The 25,584-nt window shown below is 69.5% G+C and carries 22 protein-coding genes and 1 riboswitch; of the genes, 16 read left to right on the top strand and 6 right to left on the bottom strand.

What is annotated here, in order from left to right:
- Positions 1-55: 55 nt before the first annotated feature.
- A riboswitch (glycine riboswitch) is annotated at positions 56-160 on the top strand.
- A gap of 175 nt (positions 161-335) precedes the next feature.
- From gcvT to gcvP, 3 genes are all read left to right on the top strand, one after another.
- Positions 336-1,511, top strand: a complete 1,176-nt coding sequence (gene gcvT / locus H516_RS0115595) for a glycine cleavage system aminomethyltransferase GcvT (protein ID WP_022890641.1) — start codon at positions 336-338, stop codon at positions 1,509-1,511.
- A gap of 70 nt (positions 1,512-1,581) precedes the next feature.
- Positions 1,582-1,953 (top strand): glycine cleavage system protein GcvH, encoded by a 372-nt coding sequence (gcvH, locus tag H516_RS0115590; RefSeq protein ID WP_022890640.1) that lies wholly within the window; start codon positions 1,582-1,584, stop codon positions 1,951-1,953.
- A gap of 12 nt (positions 1,954-1,965) precedes the next feature.
- The gene (gene gcvP / locus H516_RS0115585) at positions 1,966-4,854 is read left to right on the top strand and encodes an aminomethyl-transferring glycine dehydrogenase (RefSeq protein ID WP_022890639.1); all 2,889 of its coding nucleotides are present in this window, start codon (positions 1,966-1,968) and stop codon (positions 4,852-4,854) included.
- A 123-nt stretch (positions 4,855-4,977) separates the two neighbouring features.
- On the opposite strand, the gene H516_RS0115580 is transcribed toward gcvP, so the two are convergent.
- Complete coding sequence (locus tag H516_RS0115580) at positions 4,978-5,175, bottom strand: hypothetical protein (protein ID WP_022890638.1); 198 nt, start codon at positions 5,173-5,175, stop codon at positions 4,978-4,980.
- A gap of 190 nt (positions 5,176-5,365) precedes the next feature.
- On the opposite strand from H516_RS0115580, the gene H516_RS22275 reads away from it, so the two are divergent.
- Positions 5,366-5,818, top strand: a complete 453-nt coding sequence (locus H516_RS22275; RefSeq protein ID WP_157432287.1) for a hypothetical protein — start codon at positions 5,366-5,368, stop codon at positions 5,816-5,818.
- Here H516_RS22275 and H516_RS0115575 read toward each other — a convergent pair.
- Positions 5,757-6,521: a CPBP family intramembrane glutamic endopeptidase gene (locus tag H516_RS0115575; RefSeq protein ID WP_022890637.1), complete on the bottom strand. Its 765-nt coding sequence runs from the start codon at positions 6,519-6,521 to the stop codon at positions 5,757-5,759. The two genes, H516_RS22275 and H516_RS0115575, sit on opposite strands and share 62 nt — an antisense overlap.
- Positions 6,522-6,728: 207 nt before the next feature.
- Here H516_RS0115575 and H516_RS0115570 point away from each other — a divergent pair, with 207 nt between their 5' ends.
- The 6 genes from H516_RS0115570 (at position 6,729) to H516_RS0115545 (ending at position 15,196) form a co-directional block, all read left to right on the top strand.
- Positions 6,729-8,351: a peptide ABC transporter substrate-binding protein gene (locus H516_RS0115570; protein ID WP_022890636.1), complete on the top strand. Its 1,623-nt coding sequence runs from the start codon at positions 6,729-6,731 to the stop codon at positions 8,349-8,351.
- Between the two features lie 136 nt (positions 8,352-8,487).
- Positions 8,488-9,414: an ABC transporter permease gene (locus H516_RS0115565; protein WP_022890635.1), complete on the top strand. Its 927-nt coding sequence runs from the start codon at positions 8,488-8,490 to the stop codon at positions 9,412-9,414.
- Positions 9,407-10,366 carry an ABC transporter permease gene (locus H516_RS0115560; protein WP_022890634.1) on the top strand — a complete coding sequence of 320 codons (960 nt, stop codon included), beginning with the start codon at positions 9,407-9,409 and terminating at the stop codon, positions 10,364-10,366. Before H516_RS0115565 ends, H516_RS0115560 begins: the two co-directional genes overlap by 8 nt.
- Complete coding sequence (locus H516_RS0115555; protein WP_022890633.1) at positions 10,363-12,081, top strand: dipeptide ABC transporter ATP-binding protein; 1,719 nt, start codon at positions 10,363-10,365, stop codon at positions 12,079-12,081. Before H516_RS0115560 ends, H516_RS0115555 begins: the two co-directional genes overlap by 4 nt.
- Positions 12,082-12,293: 212 nt before the next feature.
- Entirely contained in the window at positions 12,294-14,198 is a 1,905-nt protein-coding gene (gene typA / locus H516_RS0115550; protein ID WP_022890632.1) for a translational GTPase TypA, read from the top strand.
- Positions 14,199-14,398: 200 nt separating this feature from the next.
- The gene (locus tag H516_RS0115545) at positions 14,399-15,196 is read left to right on the top strand and encodes a M23 family metallopeptidase (RefSeq protein WP_022890631.1); all 798 of its coding nucleotides are present in this window, start codon (positions 14,399-14,401) and stop codon (positions 15,194-15,196) included.
- Between the two features lie 304 nt (positions 15,197-15,500).
- Here the strand turns inward: H516_RS0115545 and H516_RS0115540 are convergent, their stop codons facing one another.
- A complete protein-coding gene (locus tag H516_RS0115540) occupies positions 15,501-16,316 on the bottom strand; it encodes an enoyl-CoA hydratase/isomerase family protein (RefSeq protein WP_022890630.1) in 816 nt (271 codons plus the stop codon).
- A gap of 86 nt (positions 16,317-16,402) precedes the next feature.
- Between H516_RS0115540 and H516_RS22560 the strand changes: the two genes are divergently transcribed.
- The 5 genes from H516_RS22560 (at position 16,403) to H516_RS0115515 (ending at position 20,266) form a co-directional block, all read left to right on the top strand.
- Positions 16,403-16,852, top strand: a complete 450-nt coding sequence (locus tag H516_RS22560) for a hypothetical protein (RefSeq protein WP_022890629.1) — start codon at positions 16,403-16,405, stop codon at positions 16,850-16,852.
- On the top strand, positions 16,849-17,277 hold the full coding sequence (locus tag H516_RS0115530) for a hypothetical protein (RefSeq protein WP_022890628.1): 429 nt from the start codon (positions 16,849-16,851) through the stop codon (positions 17,275-17,277). Before H516_RS22560 ends, H516_RS0115530 begins: the two co-directional genes overlap by 4 nt.
- A gap of 38 nt (positions 17,278-17,315) precedes the next feature.
- Positions 17,316-17,657, top strand: coding sequence for a ferredoxin (gene fdxA / locus H516_RS0115525; RefSeq protein ID WP_022890627.1), 342 nt, complete (start codon positions 17,316-17,318; stop codon positions 17,655-17,657).
- A 2-nt stretch (positions 17,658-17,659) separates the two neighbouring features.
- Complete coding sequence (gene dapC / locus H516_RS0115520; protein WP_022890626.1) at positions 17,660-18,775, top strand: succinyldiaminopimelate transaminase; 1,116 nt, start codon at positions 17,660-17,662, stop codon at positions 18,773-18,775.
- Positions 18,776-18,955: 180 nt separating this feature from the next.
- Complete coding sequence (locus tag H516_RS0115515) at positions 18,956-20,266, top strand: citrate synthase (protein ID WP_022890625.1); 1,311 nt, start codon at positions 18,956-18,958, stop codon at positions 20,264-20,266.
- 121 nt (positions 20,267-20,387) lie between these two features.
- Here H516_RS0115515 and H516_RS0115510 read toward each other — a convergent pair whose 3' ends face one another.
- Positions 20,388-22,991, bottom strand: a complete 2,604-nt coding sequence (locus H516_RS0115510) for a penicillin acylase family protein (protein WP_022890624.1) — start codon at positions 22,989-22,991, stop codon at positions 20,388-20,390.
- Between the two features lie 564 nt (positions 22,992-23,555).
- Here H516_RS0115510 and H516_RS0115505 point away from each other — a divergent pair.
- Positions 23,556-24,116, top strand: a complete 561-nt coding sequence (locus H516_RS0115505) for a hypothetical protein (RefSeq protein ID WP_157432285.1) — start codon at positions 23,556-23,558, stop codon at positions 24,114-24,116.
- A gap of 61 nt (positions 24,117-24,177) precedes the next feature.
- On the opposite strand, the gene dapD is transcribed toward H516_RS0115505, so the two are convergent.
- Together dapD and H516_RS0115495 are read right to left on the bottom strand one after the other, a co-directional pair.
- Complete coding sequence (dapD, locus tag H516_RS0115500; RefSeq protein ID WP_022890622.1) at positions 24,178-25,128, bottom strand: 2,3,4,5-tetrahydropyridine-2,6-dicarboxylate N-succinyltransferase; 951 nt, start codon at positions 25,126-25,128, stop codon at positions 24,178-24,180.
- A gap of 53 nt (positions 25,129-25,181) precedes the next feature.
- Positions 25,182-25,547, bottom strand: coding sequence for an ArsR/SmtB family transcription factor (locus H516_RS0115495; RefSeq protein ID WP_022890621.1), 366 nt, complete (start codon positions 25,545-25,547; stop codon positions 25,182-25,184).
- Positions 25,548-25,584: the final 37 nt, after the last annotated feature.

The following is a 25,584-nucleotide window of genomic DNA, read 5'->3' as shown; positions in this document are numbered from 1 at the left end:
CGCGCTTGGCGTCGCGCCGCTGCTAGGATCACGGTACAACCTCATACCGGGCCATCGACGCGTCGCGGGAGAGCCGGCAGCACTGTTCGCACGAGCAGCGCCGGCACCGAAGGAGCAAGCCTCCCTGCCAATCTCTCAGGTCTCACACCGCGACGACGAGGCCACTCTGAAAAGTGCTCCGCACGAGACCCTGTCTCCGCGGGGCCGCCCACGGTGAAAGCGCGTCAACGCGTGAAACTCTCAGGCTCATGACAGAGGGGGAGTTCTCATGCGGCATCCGCCGCACGAATCGCGACCGCGCACTGCACCCGCAGCAGGCCAGTCAAGGAGAACTCGTGACGAACGACCCCGGTACCACCGCCCCCGCCGAAGAGCGCCTGAGCCCGCTCGACGCTGTGCACCGCGCCGCGGGGGCGAGCTTCACCGACTTCGCCGGCTGGCAGATGCCGGTGCGCTACTCGTCCGACCTCGCCGAGCACCACGCCGTGCGCACCGCCTCGGGCATCTTCGACCTCTCGCACATGGGCGAGATCGTGCTGATCGGTCCGCAGGCGGCTGCGGCGCTCGACTTCGCGCTCGCCGGCCGGCTGTCGGCGATCGAGATCGGCCAGGCGAAGTACTCGCTGCTGCTCGCCGACGACGGCGGCATCATCGACGACCTCGTGGTCTACCGCACGGGCGACGACCGCTACATGGTCGTCGCGAACGCGTCGAACGCGGCGGTCGTCGCCGACGAGCTGCGCACCCGCGCCGCCGGCTTCGACACCGTGGTGTCCGATGAGAGCGACGACATCGCCCTCATCGCGCTGCAGGGCCCCGACGCCCGATCCGTGCTTCTCGAGACCCCCGGGTTCGGCGTCGACGGCCCCGGCAACGACGCGGAGGACTTCGACGCGCGGATCGCCGCGCTGAAGTACTACCGCGCGTTCCCCGCCACCTTCGAGGGCCAGCCGGTGCTCGTCGCCCGCACCGGCTACACGGGTGAGGACGGCTTCGAGCTCTACGTCGCCCCCGAGCGCGCGACACGCCTCTGGGATGCGCTCGTCGAGACCGGCGGCCCGCGGGTCGTGCCGTGCGGGCTCGCCAGCCGCGACACGCTCCGCCTCGAGGCGGGCATGCCCCTCTACGGGCACGAGCTCGGCCGTGACATCCTGCCCGTGCAGGCCGGCCTCGGCCGCGTCGTCGCGCTCGCGAAGGAGGGCGACTTCATCGGTCGCGCCGCGATCGAGCGCGGCCCGGCGGCGGATGCCCCGGTGCTCGTCGGTCTCGCGGCCGAGGGCCGTCGGGCGCCCCGCGCCGACTACGCGGTCTTCGACGGCGAAAGTGAGGGCGCGGTCCGCGTCGGCGTCGTCACGAGCGGCGCACTCTCGCCGACGCTCGGCCACCCCGTCGCGATGGCCTTCGTCAGCCCCGCGCTCGCCGAGGCCGGCACCGCACTGTACGTCGACGTCCGCGGCACCCGGATCCCCGCCGCCGTCGTGGCGCTGCCGTTCTACAAGCGCACCTCCTGATCCCGGCGCCGTGCGGCCGCGACGGTCGCCGGCGCGAGCCCCGAGTCATCCACACCACAAGGAGCACCCCATGACCGACCTCACCGCACTGCACTACACCGAAGAGCACGAGTGGATCGCGATCGACGGCGACGTCGCCACGATCGGCATCACCGACTACGCCGCCGAGAAGCTCGGCGACGTCGTCTACGTCGACCTGCCCGCAGCGGGCACCACCATCACCGAGGGCACCGTCGTCGGCGAGATCGAGTCGACGAAGTCGGTCGGCGAGCTCTTCGCCCCCGTCAACGGCGAGGTGGTCGAGGCGAACCAGGCCGTCGTCGACGCCCCCGAGCTCGTGAACAGCGACCCCTTCGGCGAGGGCTGGCTGCTGAAGGTGTCGACTTCGAGCCTGCCGAAGCTGCTCACGCGCGACGAGTACACCGCGCTCACCGGCGAGTAAGGACCCGACCCGATGACCACGCCCTCCTCCGCCTTCGACCTCGACGCCTTCGGGCGCCGTCACATCGGCACCACCCCGAGCGACCACGCGCTCATGCTCGCCGAGCTCGGCTACGACTCGCTCGAGGCGCTCATGTCGGCGGCGGTTCCGTCGTCGATCCGCATGGGGGAGGTGCTGAACTCCGCGATCCCCGCTGCCGCAACCGAGCGCGAGGCCCTCGCCGAGCTCGCCGCCCTGGCCTCGCAGAACACCGTGCGCACGCCCATGATCGGCCTCGGCTACTACGGAACGGTCACCCCCGCGGTGATCCAGCGCAACGTGCTCGAGAACCCGAGCTGGTACACGGCGTACACGCCGTACCAGCCCGAGATCAGCCAGGGCCGCCTCGAGGCGCTCATCAACTTCCAGACGATGGTCGAGAACCTCACCGGACTCGACATCGCCAACGCGTCGATGCTCGACGAGGGCACCGCGGTCGTCGAGGGCATGCTGCTCGCCCGTCGTGGCTCGAAGTCGAAGGCGAACCGCTTCATCGTCGACGCCGACGCGCTCCCGCAGACGAAGGCGCTGCTGGTCTCCCGCGCCGAGGCGGTCGGCATCGAGCTCGTCGAGGCCCCGCTCTCCGAGGGCACGGATGTCTCCGCCTTCGGCGAGCACTTCGGCATCCTCGTGCAGTACCCCGGCGCCTCGGGGCGCGTCTGGGACCCGGCCGGCGTCATCGCGGCCTCGAAGGCGCAGGGCGCCCTCGCCGTGGTCGCCGCCGACCTGCTCGCACTCGCGCTCGTGACGAGCCCGGGCGAGCTCGGAGCCGACGTCGCCGTCGGCACCTCGCAGCGCTTCGGCGTGCCGATGGGCTTCGGCGGCCCCCACGCCGGCTACATGGCCGTGCGCAAGGGCCTCGAGCGCCAGATGCCGGGCCGCCTCGTCGGCGTCTCGCAGGACGCCGCAGGCCACCCGGCCTACCGCCTCAGCCTGCAGGCGCGCGAGCAGCACATCCGCCGTGAGAAGGCGACGTCGAACATCTGCACCGCGCAGGTGCTGCTCGCCGTGATGGCCTCGATGTACGCGGTCTACCACGGTCCCCGGGGCATCCGCGCCATCGCCACCCAGACCGCGGGCAAGGCGAAGCTGCTCGCCGGCTGGCTCGAAGACCTGGGCCAGCGCGTCGCGCACGACGCGTACTTCGACACGCTCGCGGTGCACGTGCCGGGTCTCGCGAAGAACGTGGTCGCCCGCGGCCGCGAGCTCGGCGTGCTCCTGTGGGAGGCCGACGAGGCGACCGTGTACGTCTCGGTCGACGAGACGACGACGATCGACGAGCTCCACAGGGTCGCGCAGGCGTTCGGCGGGCCCGAGGAGCGCGAGCTCGACGGCCCGTCCACCGAGACCGCGATCCCGGCCGCGCTCCGCCGCACGAGCCCGTACCTCGAGCACCCGGTGTTCAACACGCACCACTCCGAGACGCAGATGATGCGCTACCTCAAGCAGCTGGCCGACCGCGACTACGCGCTCGACCGCGGCATGATCCCGCTCGGCTCCTGCACCATGAAGCTCAACGCCGCCACCGAGATGCAGGCCGTCGCCTGGCCCGCGTTCGCCAACCTGCACCCGTTCGCGCCCGAGTCCGACGTCGTCGGCTCGCTCGGGCTCGTCGAGCAGCTCGAGTCGTGGCTCGCCGAGGTCACCGGCTACGACACCGTCTCGCTGCAGCCGAACGCGGGCAGCCAGGGCGAGCTCGCGGGCCTGCTCGCGATCCGCGGCTACCACCTCGCCAACGGCGAGGGCGAGCGCGACGTGTGCCTGATCCCGTCGAGCGCGCACGGCACGAACGCGGCCTCGGCCGTGCTCGCGGGCATGCGCGTCGTCGTCGTCGCGACCGACGAGCTCGGCAACGTCGACCTCGGCGACCTGCGTGCGAAGATCGCCGAGCACGCGGCATCCATCTCGGCGCTCATGATCACCTACCCGTCGACGCACGGCGTGTACGAGCACGAGGTGAAGGCGATCACCCAGGCCGTGCACGACGCCGGCGGCCAGGTGTACGTCGACGGGGCGAACCTCAACGCGCTGCTCGGCTACTCGCGCTTCGGCGACTTCGGCGGCGACGTCTCGCACCTGAACCTGCACAAGACGTTCTGCATCCCGCACGGCGGCGGCGGGCCAGGCGTCGGCCCGGTCGCGGCGAAGGCGCACCTCGCGCCGTACCTGCCCGGCCACCCGATGGCGCAGCGTGCCGACCACGCCGGCGGCTTCGTGCACGGCGGCGCACCGGTCTCGGCGGCGCCGTACGGCAGCCCGTCGATCCTGCCGATCTCGTGGGCCTACGTGCGCATGATGGGCGCAGAGGGGCTCAAGCAGGCCACCGCCTCTGCGGTGCTCGCGGCGAACTTCGTCGCCTCACGCCTACGCGAGCACTACCCGGTGCTCTACACGGGCGACAACGGGCTGGTCGCGCACGAATGCATCCTCGACCTGCGCCCGCTCGCGGCCGAGACGGGCGTGAGCGTCGACGACGTGGCCAAGCGCCTCATCGACTACGGCTTCCACGCTCCGACGATGTCGTTCCCCGTCGCGGGCACGCTCATGGTCGAGCCGACCGAGTCGGAGGACCTGGCCGAGCTCGAGCGGTTCGTCGAGGCGATGATCGCGATCAAGGCCGAGGCCGACGCGGTCGGTCGCGGCGAGTGGCCCGCCGACGACAACCCGCTGCGGAACGCCCCGCACACGGCCGAGTCGGTCATCGCGGGGGAGTGGGAGCACCCGTACACCCGCGAGCGGGCCGTGTACCCGGTGCGCTCGCTGGTACGGGGCAAGTACTGGGCTCCGGTGCGGCGCATCGACCAGGCGTACGGCGACCGCAACCTCGTGTGCGCCTGCCCGCCGGTGGAGGCGTTCGCGTAGTCCGACGCAGCAATTGTTTCTCAGGAGATTTCGGGCCGGTGCGGTCGAAATCGGCCCGTTACTCCTGAGTTGGGTGCTGTTTCGGGCTCCGGTTCCTGAGAAACGTCTCGCGGCGGGGGTGGATCACGCGGGGCGCGGGGCGGCGTGCCGCCCCCGCTCCGGGTAGTCGCGGCGCGACGGTGCGGCGACCGGAGCGACGCGCCGCGCGATGACGCGCTCGTGCGCCTCGCGGATCTCTGTCTCGAGCTCGGGCGCCCGGAAGCGGCGGTCGGCGGCGCGGGCGGCGAGGCGGCCGGCGGCGAGGGCTGCGGCGAGGTGCATGGTTCGGTTCCGTCTCTCGGTCTCCGGCGAGAAGCCGGGCGTTCCCCTCCGAGCGAGGGTCCCTCCATGCTGCCGAGCAGCGAAGACCGGCGGATCAGGGTGGTCACGTGCCGCACCCCCGGGAGTACACTGAGATTCTCTCGGGATTTCTTCCGTGGCGACCCGGGACGGAGGCACGGGGAGGTGCCGCATGCCGGCCATCGACATGATCGCTGGAATCGCGTTCATCGCGATCTTCGTCGTCGTGAGCGTCGCAACCGCCGACACCGCGGGTCTCGAGCAGCGCCTGCGACGCCGTGGCAGCGTGGCCGAGTCGGCCCAGGCCATGCGTCACGCGCAGGACGTGATGGACTTCGCGCGCGGCGGCTATCTCGGCGTGGTCTGCACGCCCAGTCGCCGGTCGCTCCACGTGAGCGGCGACCTCGACGCGAACGACGCGCCGTCGGTCCCGCCCACTGCCGGGGTCGTGGCAGCCGTGCCGCTCCGCCCTGCGCCGAGCGCTCGGCACCTGGCCCCGCGCCGCCGGGTCGTGCGCAGGCGTCTCGCACGCGGCATCCGCTCGCTGTTCGGGCCCGCTGCACTCACTGCGCCGGAGGAGCGAAGAGCGTCGGCCACCATGCGACCGCCAGGGGATAGCCGATGAACGACACCATGTCGAGCACCCAGTGCGCGACGACGAGTGGCATCGTGCGCCCCCATCGCAGGTAGCACCAGCCGAAGACGACGCCCATCGCCGCATTGCCGACGAAGGGCCCGAAGCCCTGGTACAGGTGGTACGTGCCGCGCAGGAGCGCGCTCGAGACGATCGTCGCCCACGGGCCGACGCCGAGTTCGCGCAGGCGTGTGAAGAGGTACCCGACGACGATGACCTCCTCGACGAGCGCCGCCTTCAGGGCCGCGAACACGAGGATCGGGATCGTCCACCAGTAGGTGTCGAGCGGTGACGGCACCACCGCGACGGTCACGCCGGCTGCGCGCCCGATCGCGTACAGCGCGAGACCGGGCACGCCGATGGCGGCGACGAGCGCGAGGCCGGATGCCACGTCCCGCCCCGGCCTCGTGAGGTCGAACCCGATGCGCCGGAAGGGACTTCCGCCGGGCCGCCAGAGCAGGTAGAGCGCGAGTGCCACGACGAAGAGCCCGAAGAAGACGTCGAGGAACTGGTATGTGAAGTCGAGCCACTCGCGGCTCGAGCGAGATTGGTTGATCGCCGCCGACTGATCGGCGAGAGGCCGCGTGTCGGTGACCCGCCCGATGATGGAGACGATCGAGTAGACGGCCGAGGCGCCGAGCGAGAGGCCGAGCACGATCGCGAGCTCGATTCGCAGTCGTCGTGCATCGGGCATGCTGCAATCCTCGCATGCGGAGGTCTGACGCAACGATCGTGCGCCGATGCGGCGTTCTGTGTCGCTCACCGTGACGCTAGGTTGCGCATCGGTAACGGTTTCCGTCTCGACTTTGCATCTCAGGGAACGATTCGTAGTCTTGCACCACGAAGCGCACAGGGCGGTCACGAGCCGTTCTGCCCCCGCGCACATCTCACAGGAGGAACATTGAAGATCAAGAGAATCGGCGTTGCAGCCATTGCTCTTGCTGCAGCCGGCGCACTGGTGCTCACCGGTTGCACGAGCGGCGGCGGAAGCGAGGCCACCTCGCCCGCCGGTGACCCTGACGCGATCATCACGACGAACGGCTCCGAGCCGCAGAACCCGCTGATCCCGACCAACACCACCGAGACCGGTGGCGGCAAGATCATCACGTCGCTGTTCGCGGGCCTCGTCGCCTATACGGCCGACGGTGAGATCGAGAACGACGTCGCCGAGTCGATCGAGTCGGAGGACGGCCAGCACTGGACCGTCAAGATCAAGGAGGGCCAGACCTTCACCGACGGCTCCGACGTCACCGCGAACTCGTTCGTCGACGCGTGGAACTACGGCGCCCTCTTCAGCAACGCGCAGGGCTCGTCGTACTTCTTCGACAACATCGAGGGCTTCAGCTACGAGGCCGACTCCGAGCTCACCGGCCTCAAGGTCGTCGACGACCTGACCTTCGAGGTCACCCTCGTCGCGCCCGAGGCCGACTGGCCGCTGCGCCTGGGCTACTCGGCGTACTCGCCGCTGCCCGAGGCCGCCTTCGACGACATGGAGGCCTTCGGCGAGAGCCCCATCGGCAACGGTCCGTACATGCTCGCGGGCGAAGACGCGTGGGTGCACGAGGAGAAGATCGACCTCGTGACCAACCCCGACTACGACGGCGCTCGCAAGCCCGCCAACGGCGGTCTCTCGATCGTCTTCTACGCCTCGCAGGACACGGCGTACGCCGACGTCCTCGGCGGCAACCTCGACGTCCTCGACGCCGTGCCCGACTCGGCGTTCGAGACCTACGAAGACGAGTTCGGCGACCGCGCGGTCAACCAGCCGGCCGCCATCTTCCAGGGCTTCAACATGCCGTACTACCTCGAGCACTGGAGCGGCGAAGAGGGCGAGCTCCGTCGCGCCGCCATCTCGATGGCGATCAACCGCGACGAGATCACCGACGTGATCTTCCAGGGCACCCGCACCCCGGCGACCGACTACACCTCGCCGGTCATCGCGGGCTGGACCGACAAGCTCGAGGGCGCTGAGGTCCTCGAGTACAACCCCGAAGAGGCCAAGAAGCTCTGGGCCGAGGCCGACGCGATCGCCCCCTACGGCGACACCGTCTTCGACCTCTCGTACAACGCCGACGGCGGCCACCAGGCCTGGGTCGACGCGGTCGTGAACTCGATCGCCAACACCCTCGGCATCCAGGCCGTGGGCAAGCCCTACCCGACGTTCGCCGCGGCCCTCGACGACCGCACGAACGACAAGCTGACCGGTGGCACGCGCGCCGGCTGGCAGGGCGACTACCCCTCGATGTACAACTTCCTCGCCCCGCTCTACCAGACCGGTGCCGGATCGAACTACGAGGACTACTCGAGCGAAGAGTTCGACAACCTCCTCAAGGAGGGTGGCCTGGCCGCTTCGGTCGAGGACGCGACCGCGATCTACCAGCAGGCTCAGGAAGTCCTGCTGAAGGATCTCCCCGCGATCCCGCTGTGGTACTCGAACGTGACCGGCGTCTCCGCCGACACGGTCGACAACGTGGTGTTCGGCTGGGACTCGGTGCCGCTCTACCACCAGATCACCAAGGGCTGAGGCGTCACTTTCGCCTATAATCCCGTCTAGCATGATGTCCGGGGCGGCAACGCCCCGGACATCATGCTGATATCTGTTGCTCGACTCTGTGATTGCGGCCCAAAATGCTCTCAGCACTAGACACTGAGGAGCGCTGATGCTCTGGTACACCGGAAAGCGCCTCCTCCAAATCATCCCCGTGCTCCTCGGAGCCACCTTCCTCATCTACTTCATGGTCTTCGCCATGCCGGGCGACCCGATCGCGGCGCTCTACGGCGACCGTCCGCCGGCTCCCGGCGTGATCGACCAGATCCGTGATCAGTACCACCTGAACGACCCGTTCATCGTGCAGTACTTCTACTACCTGATCGGCATCTTCCAGGGCGACTTCGGCGTCACCTACTCGGGGCAGCCGGTCACTGAAGTGCTCGCGCGCACCTTCCCCGTGACGATCCGACTCGCCATCCTCGCGATCTTCTTCGAGATGGTCGCCGGCATCCTGGTCGGCCTCATCAGCGGACTCCGCAAGGGCGGCATCTTCGATGCGACCGGTCTCGCGGTGAGCCTCGTGCTGATCTCGCTGCCGATCTTCGTGCTCGGCTTCGTCGCCCAGTACTTCCTGGCGATCCAGTGGGGCTGGTTCAGCCCGACCGTGGGCGGCGACCCGGGGTTCGTCGATCTGATCCTGCCGGCCATCGTGCTCGCGACGATCAGCTTCGCCCAGATCGTGCGATTGACGCGCTCCTCGGTCATCGAGACGCAGAGCCTCGACTTCGTCCGGACCGCGTACAGCAAGGGGCTCACGCGACGGCGCGTCGTGCCCGTGCACATCCTGCGCAACTCGCTGATCCCGGTGGTCACCTATCTCGGTACCGACTTCGGCACGCTGCTCGTGGGTGCGACCGTGACGGAGGGCATCTTCAACGTGCCCGGAGTCGGGCGCACCCTCTACCAGGCGGTACTCAAGGGCGAAGGGCCGACGGTGGTCTCCTTCGTCACGGTCATGGTGCTGCTGTACCTCGTCGTGAACCTCCTGATCGACCTTCTCTACGCCGTGCTCGACCCGAGGATCCGTTATGCCTGACACGTCTTCATCGAAACCCCGCATCGAGCACTACGTCGCTCCGCTGGAGGAGACGCCGCTCGCCGCGATCGACAGCGTCAAGACCGAGGGCAAGCCGTCGAACCTCTGGATCGACGCCTGGCACGATCTGCGCCGCCGCCCGATGTTCTGGATCTCCTCCGCGCTGATCCTCATCATCGTGTTCGTCGCGCTCTTCCCCGGCCTGTTCACGAACGAGTCGCCGAACGAGGGCTGCCAGCTCGCGAACAGCAACGGGGCGCCCGTTCCCGGGCACCCGCTCGGGTTCACGCGTCAGGGCTGCGACGTGTTCGCGCGCATCGTCTACGGCGCAGGCACCTCGCTGTCGGTCGGCATCATCGTCACCATCCTCGTGTTCACCCTCGGCGTGCTGTTCGGCGCGTTCGCGGGCTACTACGGCGGCTGGGTCGACGGGGTGCTCTCGCGCGTCGGCGACATCTTCTTCTCGATCCCCTACATCCTCGCCGCGGTCGTCATCATGTCGGTGCTCGCGAACTACCGGAGCGTGTGGGTCATCTCCCTCGCGATCGGCGTCTTCGCGTGGCCCGCGACCGCACGTGTGCTGAGATCCGAGATCCTCAGGGTCAAGAACTCCGACTTCGTGACCGCCGCCACGGCGATCGGCGTCTCGCGGTTCAAGATCCTGTGGGCGCATGTCGTGCCCAACTCGATCGCGCCCGTCATCGTGATCGCGACGATCTCGCTCGCCGGTGCGATCGTCGCCGAGGCGACGCTCTCGTTCCTCGGCGTCGGCCTGCCCTCGACGTTCATGTCGTGGGGCAACGACATCGCCCAGGCGCAGACGACCCTCCGCACCGCACCGCAGGTGCTGATCTACCCGTCGATCGCCCTGTCCCTGACCGTGTTCTCGTTCATCATGCTCGGTGAAGTCGTGCGAGACGCACTCGACCCGAAGGCGAGGGCACAGCGATGAGCACCCCCCTGCTCCAAGTCAAAGACCTCGAGGTCGGATTCCGCACCCAGACCGGTGTCGTGCAGGCGGTCCGCGGGGTGAGCTTCACGCTCGACCGCGGCTCCAGCCTCGCGATCGTCGGCGAGTCGGGCTCGGGCAAGTCGACGACCGCGCACGCGATCATCAACCTGCTTCCGGGTACCGGCCACATCTCGGGCGGACAGGTGCTGCTCGACGGGCAGGATCTGGCCCAGGCCTCGCAGCACGAGATGGAACAGATCCGCGGTCGCAAGATCGGCTTCGTGCCTCAAGACCCGATGTCGAACCTCAACCCGGTGTGGTCGATCGGCTTCCAGGTCGAGGAGGCGATCCGTGCGAACGGCATCGCCACCGGCCGCAAAGAGGTCAAGAAGCGTGCCATCCAGGTGCTGAAGGAGGCCGGCCTGCAAGACGCCGACCGGCGTCTCAAGCAGTTCCCGCACCAGTTCTCGGGCGGCATGCGCCAGCGCGTGCTCATCGGCATGGGCCTCGCGGCCAACCCGCAGCTCCTCATCGCCGACGAGCCGACCTCGGCGCTCGATGTGACGGTGCAGCGGGTCATCCTCGACCACCTCGAGTCGCTCACCCGCGAACTCGGCACGACGCTGCTGTTCATCACGCACGACCTCGGCCTCGCGGCCGAGCGCGCCGAGCAGCTCCTCGTCATGTACAAGGGCCAGGTCGTCGAAGCGGGCCCCTCGGCCGACATCCTGCAGAACCCGCAGCACCCGTACACGCAGCGTCTCGTCGCCGCCGCCCCGAGCCTCGCCTCGCGGCGCATCCAGGCGACGGGCAGCATCGCGGCGGCCGAGTCCTCGATCGCCGCCGACGCCTCGACGGCGGCCGGTGAGACGATCGACCTGCTGGCGACCGCCGAGGCCCGCGCCGAGGCACTCGAGGCCGCGGCCTCGCAGCCGCCGGCGATCGTGGTGGAGAACCTCACCAAGGTCTTCAAGATCCGCGGTTCGGGCGACTTCACCGCGGTCGACGACGTCTCGTTCCAGATCGCGAAGGGCACCACCACGGCGCTCGTCGGCGAATCCGGTTCGGGCAAGTCGACCGTCGCGAAGATGCTGTTGAAGCTCGAAGACGCGACCAGCGGCAAGATCGTCGTCGGCGGTCACGACCTCGCGAGCGTGAGCGGCAAAGAGATGTTCGGTCTCCGAAGCCGTATGCAGCCCGTCTTCCAGGACCCGTACGGTTCGCTGAACCCGCTGCGCAACATCGGCAACACCATCGCCGAGCCACTGTCGACGCACAAGGTCGGCACGCCGGCGTCGCGTCGCGAGCGCGTGTTCGAGCTGCTCGACCAGGTGTCGCTGCCGCGCACGCTCGTCAGCCGCTACCCGAACGAGCTCTCGGGCGGCCAGCGCCAGCGCATCGCCATCGCGCGTGCGCTCGCGCTGAAGCCCGAGATCGTCATCCTCGATGAGGCGGTCTCCGCGCTCGACGTGCTGGTGCAGGCGCAGATCCTACGCCTGCTCGCCGAGCTTCAGGCCGAGCTCAACCTGACGTACCTCTTCATCACCCACGACCTCGCGGTCGTGCGTGTCATCGCCGACAACGTCTGCGTGATGCAGAAGGGGCGCATCGTCGAGGCGGCGACCACCGACGAGGTGTTCGGCAACCCCAAGGAGCAGTACACCCGAGACCTGCTTGCGGCCATCCCGGGCGCGAACATCAAACTCGGAGCGTAGCTCCGCACGTCCGGAACGCCCGGCATCCGACCATCGGATGCCGGGCGTTCGGCGTTCACCCGGGTGCGCACGGTAGGATTGCTTGGCGCGAACCGTCGATACACGGTCGTCCGCGCTCCCACAGACTCCCATCCAGCGCATCCGCGGCGCCCGGCCGAGCCCGTTTCCGGGTGGCCTGACAGAGCGGATGCCCCACCGCGAGGAACCCATCCATGGCGAACGCCACCCGTAACTCCCTGCGCAACGTCGCAATCGTCGCGCACGTCGACCACGGCAAGACGACGCTCGTCGACGCGATGCTCAACCAGACGAACTCCTTCGACGCGCACGCGCACATCGAGGAGCGTGCGATGGACTCGAACGAGCTCGAGCGCGAGAAGGGCATTACGATCCTCGCCAAGAACACGGCGATCACCTACAACGGCGAGCACGCGGGCGGAGAGCCCATCACGATCAACGTCATCGACACCCCGGGCCACGCCGACTTCGGCGGCGAGGTCGAGCGCGGCCTGTCGATGGTCGACGGCGTCGTCCTCCTCGTCGACGCGAGCGAGGGCCCGCTGCCGCAGACCCGCTTCGTGCTGCGCAAGGCGCTCGAGGCCCGCATGCCGGTCATCCTCCTCGTCAACAAGACCGACCGCCCCGACGCGCGCATCGACGAGGTCGTCGCCGAGAGCCAGGACCTCCTGCTCGGCCTCGCCTCCGACCTCGCCGACGACGTGCCCGACCTCGACCTCGACGCGATCCTCGACGTGCCGGTGGTCTACGCCTCGGGCCGCAACGGCGCCGCGAGCCACACGAAGCCCGAGAACGGCGAGCTGCCCGACAACGGCGACCTCGAGCCGCTGTTCGAGGCGATCCTCAAGCACATCCCCGCGCCGACCTTCGACGACGAGCACCCCCTGCAGGCGCACGTCACCAACCTCGACGCTTCGCCGTTCCTCGGCCGTCTCGCGCTCCTCCGCGTCTTCCAGGGCACCATCAAGAAGGGCCAGACCGTCGCGTGGGTCAAGCACGACGGTTCGGTGCAGAACGTGCGCGTCACCGAGCTCTTCCTCACGAAGGCGCTCGACCGCTACCCGGCCGAGAGCGCCGGCCCCGGTGACATCGCCGTGGTCGCCGGTTTCGAGGACATCATGATCGGCGACACCCTCGCCGACCCCGACGACGTGCGTCCGCTGCCGGTCATCGCCGTCGACGAGCCCGCGATCTCGATGACGATCGGCACGAACACCTCGCCGCTCGTCGGCAAGGTCAAGGGCCACAAGCTCACCGCCCGCATGGTGAAGGACCGCCTCGACCGCGAGCTCGTCGGCAACGTGTCGCTGAAGGTCGTCGACATCGGCCGCCCCGACGCCTGGGAGGTGCAGGGCCGCGGCGAGCTCGCGCTCGCGATCCTCGTCGAGCAGATGCGCCGAGAGGGCTACGAGCTCACCGTGGGCAAGCCCCAGGTCGTCACGAGGCAGGTCGACGGCAAGACGCACGAGCCCTACGAGCACCTCACGATCGACGCCCCCGAAGAGTACCTCGGCGCGATCACGCAGCTGCTCGCCGCCCGCAAGGGCCGTATGGACAACATGTCGAACCACGGCACCGGCTGGGTCCGTATGGAGTTCATCGTCCCGAGCCGCGGCCTCATCGGTTTCCGCACCGAATTCATGACCACCACCCGCGGCACCGGCATCGCGAACGCGATCTCGCACGGCTACGACGCATGGGCCGGCCAGATCGTCACGCGCAACAACGGCTCGATCGTCGCCGACCGTTCGGGCGTCGTCACGCCGTTCGCGATCATCGCCCTCCAGGAGCGCATGACCTTCTTCGTGAACCCGACCGAGGAGGTCTACGAGGGCATGGTTATCGGCGAGAACTCGCGCGCCGACGATATGGACGTGAACATCACGAAGGAGAAGAAGCTCACGAACATGCGTTCGTCGACGGCCGACACCTTCGAGTCGATGACGCCCTCGCGCCAGCTCTCGCTGGAGGAGTGCCTCGAGTTCGCCCGCGAGGACGAGTGCGTCGAGGTCACCCCCACCGCAGTGCGCATCCGCAAGGTCGAGCTCGACGCGACGGCACGCGCGCGCATCACCTCGCGCCTGAAGAAGCAGGGCTGATCGGCAGCGAATCGCGCAACCGAACGCGGATGCCACGGGGTCGCCCCGTGGCATCCGCGTTTCGCTTTCGTGGAGGATGCCCGGCTTTCATGCATGCGCATCGGAGGTTTCTCCCAGAATCGCTGCGTACGTTACCTGAGATTGTCTCGATCTCGAACCAGTTTCGCCACGAAACCCGACCCCCTCATACGTAACCTGTGATGACTTCCTTCCCCCAACGCGGCCGCCGCGCGGCCACCCGCAGTTCTGCCCGCACGACGGCCCCGCGCCGCGGGCGCATCCTTCCCCGCTTCGCCGCCCGGCAGGCCTTCTCGGTGATCGCCATGGCTTTCACCGGCGGCATGATCGTCGCGACCAGCGTTCCGGCGCTCGCGATCACGGCGACCGACGTCGAGCACCGCGCTTCGGTGTACGCCCCGGTCGAGGACACCGTGACCTTCACCCCGCAGACCGTCGAGGTCGGCAGCGAAGCGGTCGAATCGACCCTCGCGATCGAGTCCTACGACGTGCACAAGGCCCCGCCGCCCATCGTCTCGGAGGTCGCCAGTGTCGGCGCCGTCTCGCTCATCGAGACCGGCGCCGTCGTCTGGCCGGTGCAGAACCCCGACCGGCGCAGTTCGGGCTTCGGCCCGCGCAGCGCGCCCTGCGCCGGCTGCTCGACGGTCCACGACGGCATCGACTTCAACCCGGGTGACGGCACCCCGGTGATGTCGATCGCCGACGGCGTCGTCGTGCTCGCGACCGAGGGCGGCGGCGGTCTCGGCGTGAACGTCGAGGTGCAGCACAACATCGGGGGCGAGCTCGTCACGAGTTCGTACGCCCACATGCAGTACGGCTCGATCGCGGTCTCAGAGGGTCAGCGAGTGACGGCCGGGCAGCAGCTCGGGCGCGTCGGCACCACCGGTCAGTCGACCGGCCCGCACCTCCACCTCGAGATGTTCGGCACCGACGGCGTGCGCTTCGACGGCTTCGCCTGGCTCGTGGCCCGCGTCGGCTGATCCTCGACCCGCTCGGGCTCGGTGTACGACGCCCCCACCAGGCCACGCCGTTTCGGGGGTGCTTTCCCGCAATGTGGTGCCGCGATTCCGTGCCGACCTTGCGGGAAAGCACCCCCGAAACGAGCTCCAGAGATGCTCACCCTCGAACGCTACGGGCGGGCGCGCCCCAGGCGGGGGCCACTCCCGTGTGTCGCCGCCAGACTCCTCGCCCTCGCCGCCGGGATCTGGCATAACCGGCTCATCAGGCGCCGGCCAAGCGATCCCTCACGCCGACGACCGCTGAAGGCGAGGGAACTCATTCCACCTAGGCGCCCGTGAAGCGGGGCTCGCGCTTCTCGAGGAAGGCGGCGACGCCTTCGCGCATGTCGTCGGTGCGGAACGCATCGCCGAATCCGGCGATCTCGAGCAGTGTCGCCGTCGCCGTGGGCTGCCCCGTGGCATCCACGAGCACCCGCTTGGCGAGCCCCACGGCGGGCGCGGCGTTCTGGGCGATGAGCTCGAGCGTCGCGCGCGCGCCGACGAAGAGCGCCTCGCGATCGGCGAAGCGGCGGGCGACGAGGCCGGCCGCGACGGCCTCCTCGATGCCGATGCGACGGCCCGTGTAGATCAGCTCCTTCGCGAGTGCGAGCCCCACGGCGCGGGGCAGCCGCACCGTGCCGCCGAAGCCGGGGATCAGCCCGAGCTTCACCTCGGGCTGACCGAACGCCGAGGCGTCCGTGGCGTAGATGAAGTCGCAGGCGAGTGCGAGCTCGAGACCGCCGCCGAGCGCGAAGCCGTCGACGCAGGCGATCACCGGGGCGGGCAGCGACTCGATCATGGCGGCGACGCGGTGACCGGCATCGGCCGCGTCCTCACCCTCGGCCGGTGTGTGGTCGGCCAGCTCGCGCAGGTCGGCGCCGGCGACGAACGCGCGCCCACCGGCGCCAGTGAGCAGCACGCCCCGGACGGCCGGACCCTCGTCGGCGAGCCCGGCGAAGGCGTCGGCGAGGGCCGCGAGCACCGCGGGGGAGAGCGCGTTGAGGGCCGCGGGGCGGTCGATCGTGACGATCGCGAAGGGCCCGTCGCGCTCGACGCGCACTTCGGACTGCTCGGCCGTCGCGGGGCTCGTGCCTTCGGTCATCGTCGTCGATCCTCTCCGTCGGGGCGGTGTCGGCTCCACGCTACGGCACCCGCCCCGCCTGCGGTGCGCCGGGTAGACTCGAAGCCATGTCCAGGAGTCTCGTCACCGCACGGCGGGCCGCCGCGGCCGTCGCGATCGCCGCGCTGTCCGCCGCGCTCTTCACGGGCTGCGTCAACCCGATCGAAGACCTGGTGAACGAGGGCGTCGAAGGTGCGATCGAAGACGCCACCGGCGGAGAGGTCAGCCTCGACGGCGAACTGCCGGGCGACTTCCCGTCCGAGATCCCGCTCGTCGACGGTGAGATCGCGCTCGGCGCGGGCGCCGGCGGCGCCGACGGCTGGATCGTGATGATCACCTCGACCGCCGCCGACCCGGTCGCCGATGCGGCCGCGAAGCTCGAGGGTGCCGGCTTCGCGAAGAACACCGAGCTCTCGGGCAGCGGGGCCGACGCACTCGTCTACTCGAACGGCACGTACCTCGTCCTCCTCGCCGCCGACGGCGAGACGGTCTCCTACACGGTCACCCCGGCGCCGTGAGCACCGGCCACGACACCGGCGGCTTCTCGCTCGCCAGTCGCATCGGGGGGCTCCTGCTCGCCGCGGTGGTGGGCGTCGTCTACGGGGCGGTCGCAACCGTCGGTCACCGGCATGTGCTCCGCATCGGCGAGGTCGCGATCCCGTGGGGCATCATCGCGGCGCTCGTCGGCGTCGCCGCGCTCCTCCTCGGAATCCGTCTCCTGACTCACGGGCGTGCGATCGCCGCTGCGACGGCGGCCGGTCTCGTCGTCATCGTCGCCGTGCTCACGCTTCCGGGGCCGGGCGGCGGTTCGGTGCTCGTCGCCGGCGATGTCGCCGGCACGGTCTGGGCGGTCGCCCCGGCGCTGATCGCCGTGCTGATCGTCGCCTGGCCCGAGCTCCCCTCGCGTCGGCGCTCGCGCGCGGCCGCCGACGCGCACGCATAGACTGAAGTCCCCGCCTCTTCGAAGGAGCACGAACCACCGTGACCTATGTCATCGCCCTCCCGTGCGTCGATGTGAAGGACCGCGCCTGCATCGACGAGTGCCCGGTCGACTGCATCTACGAGGGTGGGCGGTCGCTCTACATCCACCCCGACGAGTGCGTCGACTGCGGTGCGTGCGAGCCGGTCTGCCCGGTCGAGGCGATCTACTACGAAGACGACCTGCCCGACGAGTGGGCCGACTACTACAAGGCCAACGTCGAGTTCTTCGAGATCTCGACGGCCACGGTCGACGCGGTCGGCTCGCCCGGCGGCGCCGCGAAGGTCGGCGTCATCGCGATGGACCACCCGATCATCGCCGCGCTGCCGCCGCAGGGCCACTGACCGTGGCCGGGCGCGAGCTTCCCGACTACCCGTGGGACCTCATGGTCCCGTATCGCGAGCGCGCCGCGGCGCACCCGGGCGGGGTGGTCGACCTGTCGATCGGCTCGCCTGTCGACGAGACGCCCGCCGTCGTGCGCGAGGCCCTCGCCGCAGCGAGCGACGCCCACGCCTATCCGCTGACGGTCGGCACCGACGAGCTGCGCGACGAGATCGTGGCCTGGTTCGCGCGGCGTCGCGGCGTGACCGGCCTCGGCCGCGAGAACGTGCTGCCCACGGTCGGCTCGAAAGAGCTCGTCGCGCTGCTGCCGTTCCTGCTCGGGCTCGGCGAGGGTGACGTCGTGGTGCACCCGAAGGCCGCGTACCCGAGCTACGAGATGGGTGCGGTGCTCGTCGGGGCGACCGCGATGGCGAGCGACGACCCCGCCGAGTGGCCCGCGGCCACGAAACTCGTGTGGCTGAACAGCCCGGGCAACCCCGACGGCCGCGTGCTGTCGATCGACGAACTGCGGGCGGCGCGCGAGCGCGCCCTCGAGCTCGACGCGATCATCGTCGGCGACGAGTGCTACGCCGAGCTCGGCTGGGCGGGCGAATGGGCGGATGCCCCGGTGCCGAGCCTGCTCGACCCCCGGGTCGTGGGCGACAGCCGGCGCAACACGCTCGTCGCGTACTCGCTCTCGAAGCAGTCGAACATGGCGGGCTACCGCACCGCGTTCCTCGCCGGCTGCCGTACGGTCCTCGGCCGGCTCACGAACGTGCGCAAGCACGCCGGGCTGATGCTCGCCCGACCGTTGCAGCAGGCGATGATCGCGGCGCTGCGCGACGATGCCCACGTCGCCGAGCAGAAGGCGCGCTATCGCGCGCGCCGCGAGCAGTTGCTGCCGGCGCTCGAGTCGGCCGGGTTCCGCATCGACCGCAGCGAGGCGGGGCTCTACCTCTGGGCGAGCGAGGGGCGCGACGCCTGGGAGTCGATCGGCCGTCTGGCCGATCTCGGCATCGTCGGCGGTCCCGGGCACTTCTACGGCGTCCACCACCCCGAGCACGTGCGGCTCTCGCTCACCGCGAGCGACGAGCGCATCGCCGCCGCCGCCGAACGCCTCCGTGCGGCGGCTCGCACGTAGCATCCGTTCACCACGACACATCCGGTCGCTGTGACGACCAGCCAATGTATACAAGGATCTCTTGGCGGATGCGACAGTGTGCCCCGAGCACGTCTAGGCTGTAGGTCGGGCCGCAGCCGACCCTACGCCGACGGCCCCTGAAAGCAGGTGACCGCGCAAGTGACGATCACAGGAGGCGCCGTGAGCGACGTCGTGAACCCCGCGGCGGGGCAGAACCCCGAGACCGCAACCCTCAGCTTCCCCGGCGGCACGGCCGAGTTCCCGGTTCGACGCGCCGTCGCGGGCAACTCCAGCCTCGACCTCTCGACGCTGACCCGGCAGACGGGCCTCACTGGCCTCGATTACGGCTTCGTCAACACCGCGTCGACGCGGTCGGCGATCACGTACATCGACGGCGAGCAGGGCATCCTCCGCTACCGGGGCTACCCGATCGAAGAACTCGCCGAGCACTCCACCTTCCTCGAGGTCGCCTGGCTCCTCATCTACGGCGTACTGCCGAGTGCCGATCAGCTCGCCGACTTCGACGAGAAGGTGCGCCGCCACACGCTGCTGCACGAAGACCTCAAGCGGTTCTTCTCGGCGCTGCCGCACACCGCGCACCCGATGTCGGTGCTCTCGAGTGCGGTCGCGGCCCTGTCGACCTACTACGAGGACTCGTCCGACCCGCACGACCCCGACCACGTCGAGCTGACGACGCTGCGCCTGCTGGCGAAGCTGCCGGTCATCGCCGCCTACGCGCACAAGAAGAGCCTCGGCCAGGCGTTCCTCTACCCCGACAACTCGCTCGACTTCGTGCCGAACTTCCTTCGTCTGAACTTCGGCAACATGGCCGAGCCGTACCACATCGACCCGACGCTCGCGAAGGCGCTCGACCGGCTGCTGATCCTCCACGAAGACCACGAGCAGAACGCCTCGACCTCGACGGTCCGCCTCGTCGGCTCGACCGGCGCGAACCTGTACTCGTCGATCTCCGCCGGCATCCAGGCGCTCTCGGGCCCGCTGCACGGCGGCGCGAACGAGGCCGTGCTGCAGATGCTCGCCCGCATCCAGGAGTCGGGCGAGGGCGTCGGCCGATTCGTCGAGCGCGTGAAGAACAAAGAAGACGGCGTCAAGCTCATGGGCTTCGGACACCGCGTCTACAAGAACTACGACCCGCGTGCGAAGATCGTGAAGCAGTCGGCCGATGCCGTGCTCGAGAGCCTCGGCGTGAACGACCCGCTGCTCGACATCGCCAAAGAGCTCGAGCAGTTCGCCCTCGAGGACGACTACTTCAAGGAGCGCCGCCTCTACCCGAACGTCGACTTCTACACCGGCGTCATCTACAAGGCGATGGGCTTCCCGACGCGCATGTTCACCGTGCTGTTCGCGATCGGCCGCCTGCCCGGCTGGATCGCCCACTGGCGCGAGATGAACCTCGACACGCAGACGAAGATCGGTCGCCCGCAGCAGCTCTACACGGGCGAGCCCGAACGGCACTACCCGGGCGTCTGAGCCAGGCTCGCGCCGAGCGACCGAGCGACCGAGCGACCGAGCGACCGAGCGACCGAACGCCGAGCGGCCCCGATTCCGAGGATGGAATCGGGGCCGTTCGCCGTCGGGGTGCGTGAAGCGCTCAGCCGGCCGGCCGCAGCACGAGCGTGTCGTGCGCAGCCTCGGTGACGGCGTCGAGCGTGAACGGCCACGGCCGGGTCTCGCCGCGCTGCCAGAGCGGCGCCTGGTCGTCGTAGTGCGGATTGAAGGCGTGCCCCGACGCGCCCGTGAGGTTGATCCAGCGCGACTCGTCGAGGTCGTCGAGGTCGATCACCATGCGCATCGACGGCACCCAGTCGACGCCGTAGCCGATGCTCGCGTCCCAGCCGATCGCGTTGACGATCGCCGAGCCGCCGCCGAGTTCGTAGGGTCCGCGGTTGAAGAGCCACTCGATGGGCCCGATGCCCGACTCTCCGAAGCTCTGATTGGTGAGCGTGAGGGTGTGCAGCTCGCCCCAGCGCCATGCGGCGTCGTCGTCGCCCATGAGCTCGGATGCCTCGGCCCACGCCGCGTCGAGCGCGCCGGAGATCGCCGCATCGCGGCCGCCGTCGCCCCACCAATCGTTCTCGGGTTCGCCGAGCAGGGTGCCGACGACGTCGAACCAGCGGTCGCCGCCCTGTGGGCGGGTCTGCTCGGGCAGCTCGCCGAACATGTCGCCCAGCAGAGTGCGCCAGAACACGGCGAAGTAGGCGGCTTCGGCGCTGTCGGCGTCGGCCTTCGCGTTCCAGCCGTCGAGCAGGGCCGCGCCGCGCGCGGCATCGCCGTCGAGGCTCGCCGAGAGTTCGGCGATGAACGGCAGGAACTGCTGCGCGTTCAGGTCGCTCGTGTCGAGCTGGATGTCGAGGAGGTCGTCGGCCGTGAGCTTCTCGCCGGCGTCGAGTCGCTCGCGGATCAGCTTGTCGATGCTCGCGGCGCGGTAGCCGTAGTCCCAGTCCTTCGTGATCAGGGGGCCGTCGGGGCCCGCGGCGGCGTTGTTCGCGGTCACGATATAGCCCGCAGGCGGGTTCTGCACGCTCGGCAGCTGATCGAACGGCAGCATGCCGGACCAGCCGTTCGCGCTCGTCCAGCCGGGCATCGGCACGGTGCCGTCGCCCGACTTGCGCACGGGGATCTTGCCGGGCGCCTGGTAGCCGATCATGCCCGTGTCGTCGGCGTAGACGAGATTCTGCGACGGAACGTCGAAGAGGGAGGCCGCGTGGCGGAACCCCTCCCAGTCGCGCGCACGGTCGAGCGCGAAGATCGCCTGGGCCGTGGTGCCGGGGGTGAGCGCGGTCCACTGCAGGGAGACCTGGTAGTCGCCCTCTGGGGCGTCGGATGCCGCGGGGTAGGACTCGGCGACCGCGCCGAAGTCGGAGCCGATGCCGGTGACGATCGGCCCGCGACCGGTCGAGCGCACGGTGATCGTCACCGGGTCGCCGCCCGCGACCTCGATGACCTCTTCGCGGATCGTGAGCGGCACCATCGTTCCGTCGAGTTCGTAGCTGTCGCCGTCGACGCGCTCGAGGTAGAGGTCGGCGACATCGGGCCCGAGATTGGTGAAGCCCCAGGCGATGCGTTCGTTGTGACCGATCACGATGCCGGGCAGCCCCGAGAACGAGTAGCCGGCGACGTCGAACGGGCAGGCGTCGTTCACCACGGCGCAGTGCAGACCCATCTGCGTCCAGATGGAGGGCATCGCCGGCCCGAGGTGCGGGTCGTTCGCGAGCAGCGGCTTGCCGCTCTCGGTGAGCGCGCCCGAGACGACCCACGAGTTCGAACCGAGATCGCCGCCCTCGGGGCCGAGCAGCTCGGGGATGCCATCGATGGTCTGCGCGAGCGAGGCGAGCGCCGCGAGATGCTCGGGCGCCGTGGCATCCGCCTCGATCGTCGAAGTCGTCGACGCGTCGGTCGCCGCCGCGTTCTCGGCGCCCGGTTCGCCCGCATCGTCGAGCGGGGTGACCGAGGAGGCGACCGGCGCGGCGACGAGGGGACCGCCGACGATCGTCGGCATCGCGCCCCACGGGAAGTCGGGGTGGAGGCGCGCGACCTCTTCGGCGGGCAGCGCGGAGGCCAGGAGAGCCCGGTCGATCTCGTCGCCGAGGTTCGAGCGGAGATCCCAGGCCATGGCCTTGAGCCAGGCGATCGAGTCGACCGGGGTCCACGGCTCGGGGGAGTAGGCGCCGTTCTGGAGGCCGAGCACCGCGTACTCGAGCGAGAGATCGGCGCCGCTGCGTTCGCCCAGATAGGCGTTCACCCCCGCGGCATAGGCCTCGTAGTACGCGCGCGACTCCTCGTCGAGCTGTGCGTATTCCTGCTCGGCGATGCCCCGCCAATCCAGGGTCCGGATGAAGCTGTCGGTGCCGACCTGCGATTCGCCGAACATCTCGGCGAGGCGGCCCGCGGTGACGTGGCGGCGGAAGTCCATCTCCCAGAAGCGATCCTGCGCGTGCACGTAGCCCTGCGCGAAGAAGAGGTCGCGGCTCGTCTCGGCGACGAGCTGGGGGATGCCGGCGTCGTCGCGGTACACCGTGACGCTCGTGGTGAGCCCGGGCACATCGATGCGGCCGCTCGTCGTCGGGAACGAGCGCTGCACCGTCCACCAGCCGAGGCCGGCACCCGCGACGCCGAGCACCAGCACGGTGACCAGCAGGCCGATGAGGAAGCTCAGGCCGCGATGGCGGCGGGTTCTCGGGGCGTCGGTACCCACGTCACTCCTTCGTGATGCGCGCGACGAGACCGCCGCACGGCGGTCTCGGAAGCACCACTGTACTCCGTGCGAATGGGTCGCATGACCCACCCGGAGGACCACCGCTGGTCGAGGAGCGCCGACGGAGTCGACGCGTCTCGAAACCTGCGTACCGGGCGCGCCCTATGCGTGCAGCGCCGAGTTGAGCACGATGCCGTGCCCGTCGCGCGCGAGCCATCCTTGTTCCATGTCGAGGCTCGCGCTAGTGTATGCGAAAGCGTTGCGAACGACCTTCGGGGGGAAGTCCTTGCAACGATGGTCTTGGTCTCCGGCTCGGTCCTGCGCTGGGCAACAACTCGATCAACTGTGTCTACGGAACCGGTGGAACGGGGCAGATCAAAGGCTATTCCTGGAGGAACACCGATCTCTCTGGCGGGGCGCAGACCTACAAGACCAGCGATTGCCACATTGTTGAAGTTGGTGTTCGTGCCCGCTTTATGGCATACCCCGGCGGACCGACGTATTGGACCGGCTGGGTGTATGGGGCGAGTTCTGCGGTGAAGTACCAATCCGGTACGACGAGCGGTGAACATCACGGTGCCGTGCACCCGACGTTCACGAGTTGACGGGGAGAGGCTGATGAACACTCGAAAAGCCGGCGCGATCGTTGTGGCGTTCGCCGTCCTCGGCACGTTGACCGGATGTGCGATGGCGGATGCGACCGCCGACAGCGCGGAGATCACCAGGAGCGACTTGCCCAAGATCCTGATCTCGGACGAGCAGTCGAGCGCGATGGGCGACGGCGAGGTTTCCCGTTCGGAGTACGACGCCGGCTTCGCCCGGTTTGCCGAGTGCATGGAGCAGGCGGGCGCCGAGGTCATCGTCTCCGAGTCGGATGGCGACGTCATCGACTACGCCGTGGCCGACGCCGACGCCATCCGATCCGGCGACGATCAGCGCTGCTACGAACGAGAGTTCGCTCAGATCGATGTCGCCTGGCAGCTTGCGCACGAAGACACCTCTGAAACGAACAGGCTCTACCAAGCGTGTCTCGAGGAGCACGGTATCGCACCAGCCGCTGATGCGGCCACAGTCTGGCAGCAACTCCTCGAAGCCAAGATCGACCCCGAGGCGTGCGTGCAGTGATTACGCGGCGATGATCCTCGCGTGTCGTTGAAGCGCAACCGCGTTCCGGGCGCCCTCGCCTCTACGCGTGCAGCGCCGAGTTGAGCACGATGCCGTGCCCGTCGCGCGCGAGCACCTCGACGCGACCGCTCAGCGAGTTGCGGCGGAACAGCAGGCCCGGCTGCCCCGACAGCTCGACCGCTTTCACGGTGCGCTCCTCGCCGCCGTGACCGACGATCACGACCTTCGTGCCCGCGGTGACGTAGAGGCCCGCCTCGACGACCGAGTCGTCGCCGATCGAGATGCCGATGCCCGAGTTCGCGCCGAGCAGCGCCCGCTCGCCGATCTCGACGCGCTGGGTGCCGCCGCCCGACAGGGTGCCCATGATCGACGCGCCGCCGCCGATGTCGCTGCCGTCGCCGACGACGACGCCCTGCGAGATGCGACCCTCGACCATCGAGGTGCCGAGCGTGCCGGCGTTGAAGTTCACGAAGCCCTCGTGCATGACCGTCGTGCCGGGGGCGAGGTGCGCGCCGAGGCGCACGCGCGAGGCATCCGCGATGCGCACCCGCTCGGGAGTGACGTAGTCGAGCAGGCGCGGGAACTTGTCGAGCCCCGTCGCGTGGATGCCCGCGCGCTGCAGCGCCGGCCGCAGCCGGTCGAAGTCGGCGGGCTGCACCGGGCCGGCGTTCGTCCAGACGACGGCGGGCAGGTGGCCGAAGACACCGTCGAGATTCACCGTGTTGGGCGCCGCGAGGAGGTGCGAGAGCAGATGGAGGCGGAGGTAGGCGTCGGCCGTGCCCGCGGGAGCCGCATCGAGGTCGATCGTGAGCTCGAGCTGCTCGATGCGCACGTTGCGGCGGGAGTCGTCGCCCGCGAGGGCGGCGTGCTCGGGGGCGAGGGGGGATGCCTCGGAGCCGAGTCGTGGCGTCGGGAACCACGCGTCGAGCACCGTGCCGTCACCGGCGATGGTCGTGAGCCCGGCGGCGGAGGCGGTGCGGGCAGCGGGGGAGGAGGTGTCGTTCGCGGGCATGCTTCAAGGGTAGCGAGGCGGGGTGTGCGTGTGACGTGGTTCGACGTCGGTGCTCACACGCCGGTGTGCGAGCCGGCGAGGAGCGTGCGGGCGACCTCGTCGAGGCGCTCGGGGACGAGCGCGTAGTACGCCCAGGTGCCGCGCTTGCTTCGGCTGAGGAAGCCCGCTTCGGTGAGGATCTTGAGGTGGTGCGAGACGGTCGGCTGGCTGAGGGCGACGGGCTCGGTGAGGTCGCAGACGCAGGCCTCCTGCCCCTCGGAGGCGGCGACGATCGACAGCAGTCGGAGCCGGGTGGGGTCGGCGAGGGCCTTCATGGTGTGGGCGAGTCGTTCGGCGTCGACGGTGCTGAGCGGCTCGTGAACGAGCGGTGCACAGCACACGCCGGCAGAGACATCCGTGACTTCGAGCGTCGTGACCATGCATCGATACTACTCGATATTGACAACCATCGATGTT

The organism is Agromyces italicus DSM 16388, assembly GCF_000421545.1.
GTDB classification, from domain to species: domain Bacteria; phylum Actinomycetota; class Actinomycetes; order Actinomycetales; family Microbacteriaceae; genus Agromyces; species Agromyces italicus.
Note: the sequence above shows the minus strand (reverse complement) of the source record. Positions and strands in the feature narration are given on the sequence as shown.

Coding starts and splice junctions, on each gene's coding strand:
- H516_RS0115540 (WP_022890630.1), bottom strand. CDS start 16,316: ATGACCGAAGGCACGAGCCCCGCGACGGCCGAGCAGTCCGAAGTGCGC.
- typA (WP_022890632.1), top strand. CDS start 12,294: ATGGCGAACGCCACCCGTAACTCCCTGCGCAACGTCGCAATCGTCGCG.
- H516_RS0115565 (WP_022890635.1), top strand. CDS start 8,488: ATGCTCTGGTACACCGGAAAGCGCCTCCTCCAAATCATCCCCGTGCTC.
- dapD (WP_022890622.1), bottom strand. CDS start 25,128: ATGCCCGCGAACGACACCTCCTCCCCCGCTGCCCGCACCGCCTCCGCC.
- H516_RS22560 (WP_022890629.1), top strand. CDS start 16,403: ATGTCCAGGAGTCTCGTCACCGCACGGCGGGCCGCCGCGGCCGTCGCG.
- H516_RS0115580 (WP_022890638.1), bottom strand. CDS start 5,175: ATGCACCTCGCCGCAGCCCTCGCCGCCGGCCGCCTCGCCGCCCGCGCC.
- H516_RS0115560 (WP_022890634.1), top strand. CDS start 9,407: ATGCCTGACACGTCTTCATCGAAACCCCGCATCGAGCACTACGTCGCT.
- H516_RS0115575 (WP_022890637.1), bottom strand. CDS start 6,521: ATGCCCGATGCACGACGACTGCGAATCGAGCTCGCGATCGTGCTCGGC.
- H516_RS0115555 (WP_022890633.1), top strand. CDS start 10,363: ATGAGCACCCCCCTGCTCCAAGTCAAAGACCTCGAGGTCGGATTCCGC.
- H516_RS22275 (WP_157432287.1), top strand. CDS start 5,366: ATGCCGGCCATCGACATGATCGCTGGAATCGCGTTCATCGCGATCTTC.
- gcvH (WP_022890640.1), top strand. CDS start 1,582: ATGACCGACCTCACCGCACTGCACTACACCGAAGAGCACGAGTGGATC.
- gcvP (WP_022890639.1), top strand. CDS start 1,966: ATGACCACGCCCTCCTCCGCCTTCGACCTCGACGCCTTCGGGCGCCGT.
- H516_RS0115495 (WP_022890621.1), bottom strand. CDS start 25,547: ATGGTCACGACGCTCGAAGTCACGGATGTCTCTGCCGGCGTGTGCTGT.
- H516_RS0115545 (WP_022890631.1), top strand. CDS start 14,399: ATGACTTCCTTCCCCCAACGCGGCCGCCGCGCGGCCACCCGCAGTTCT.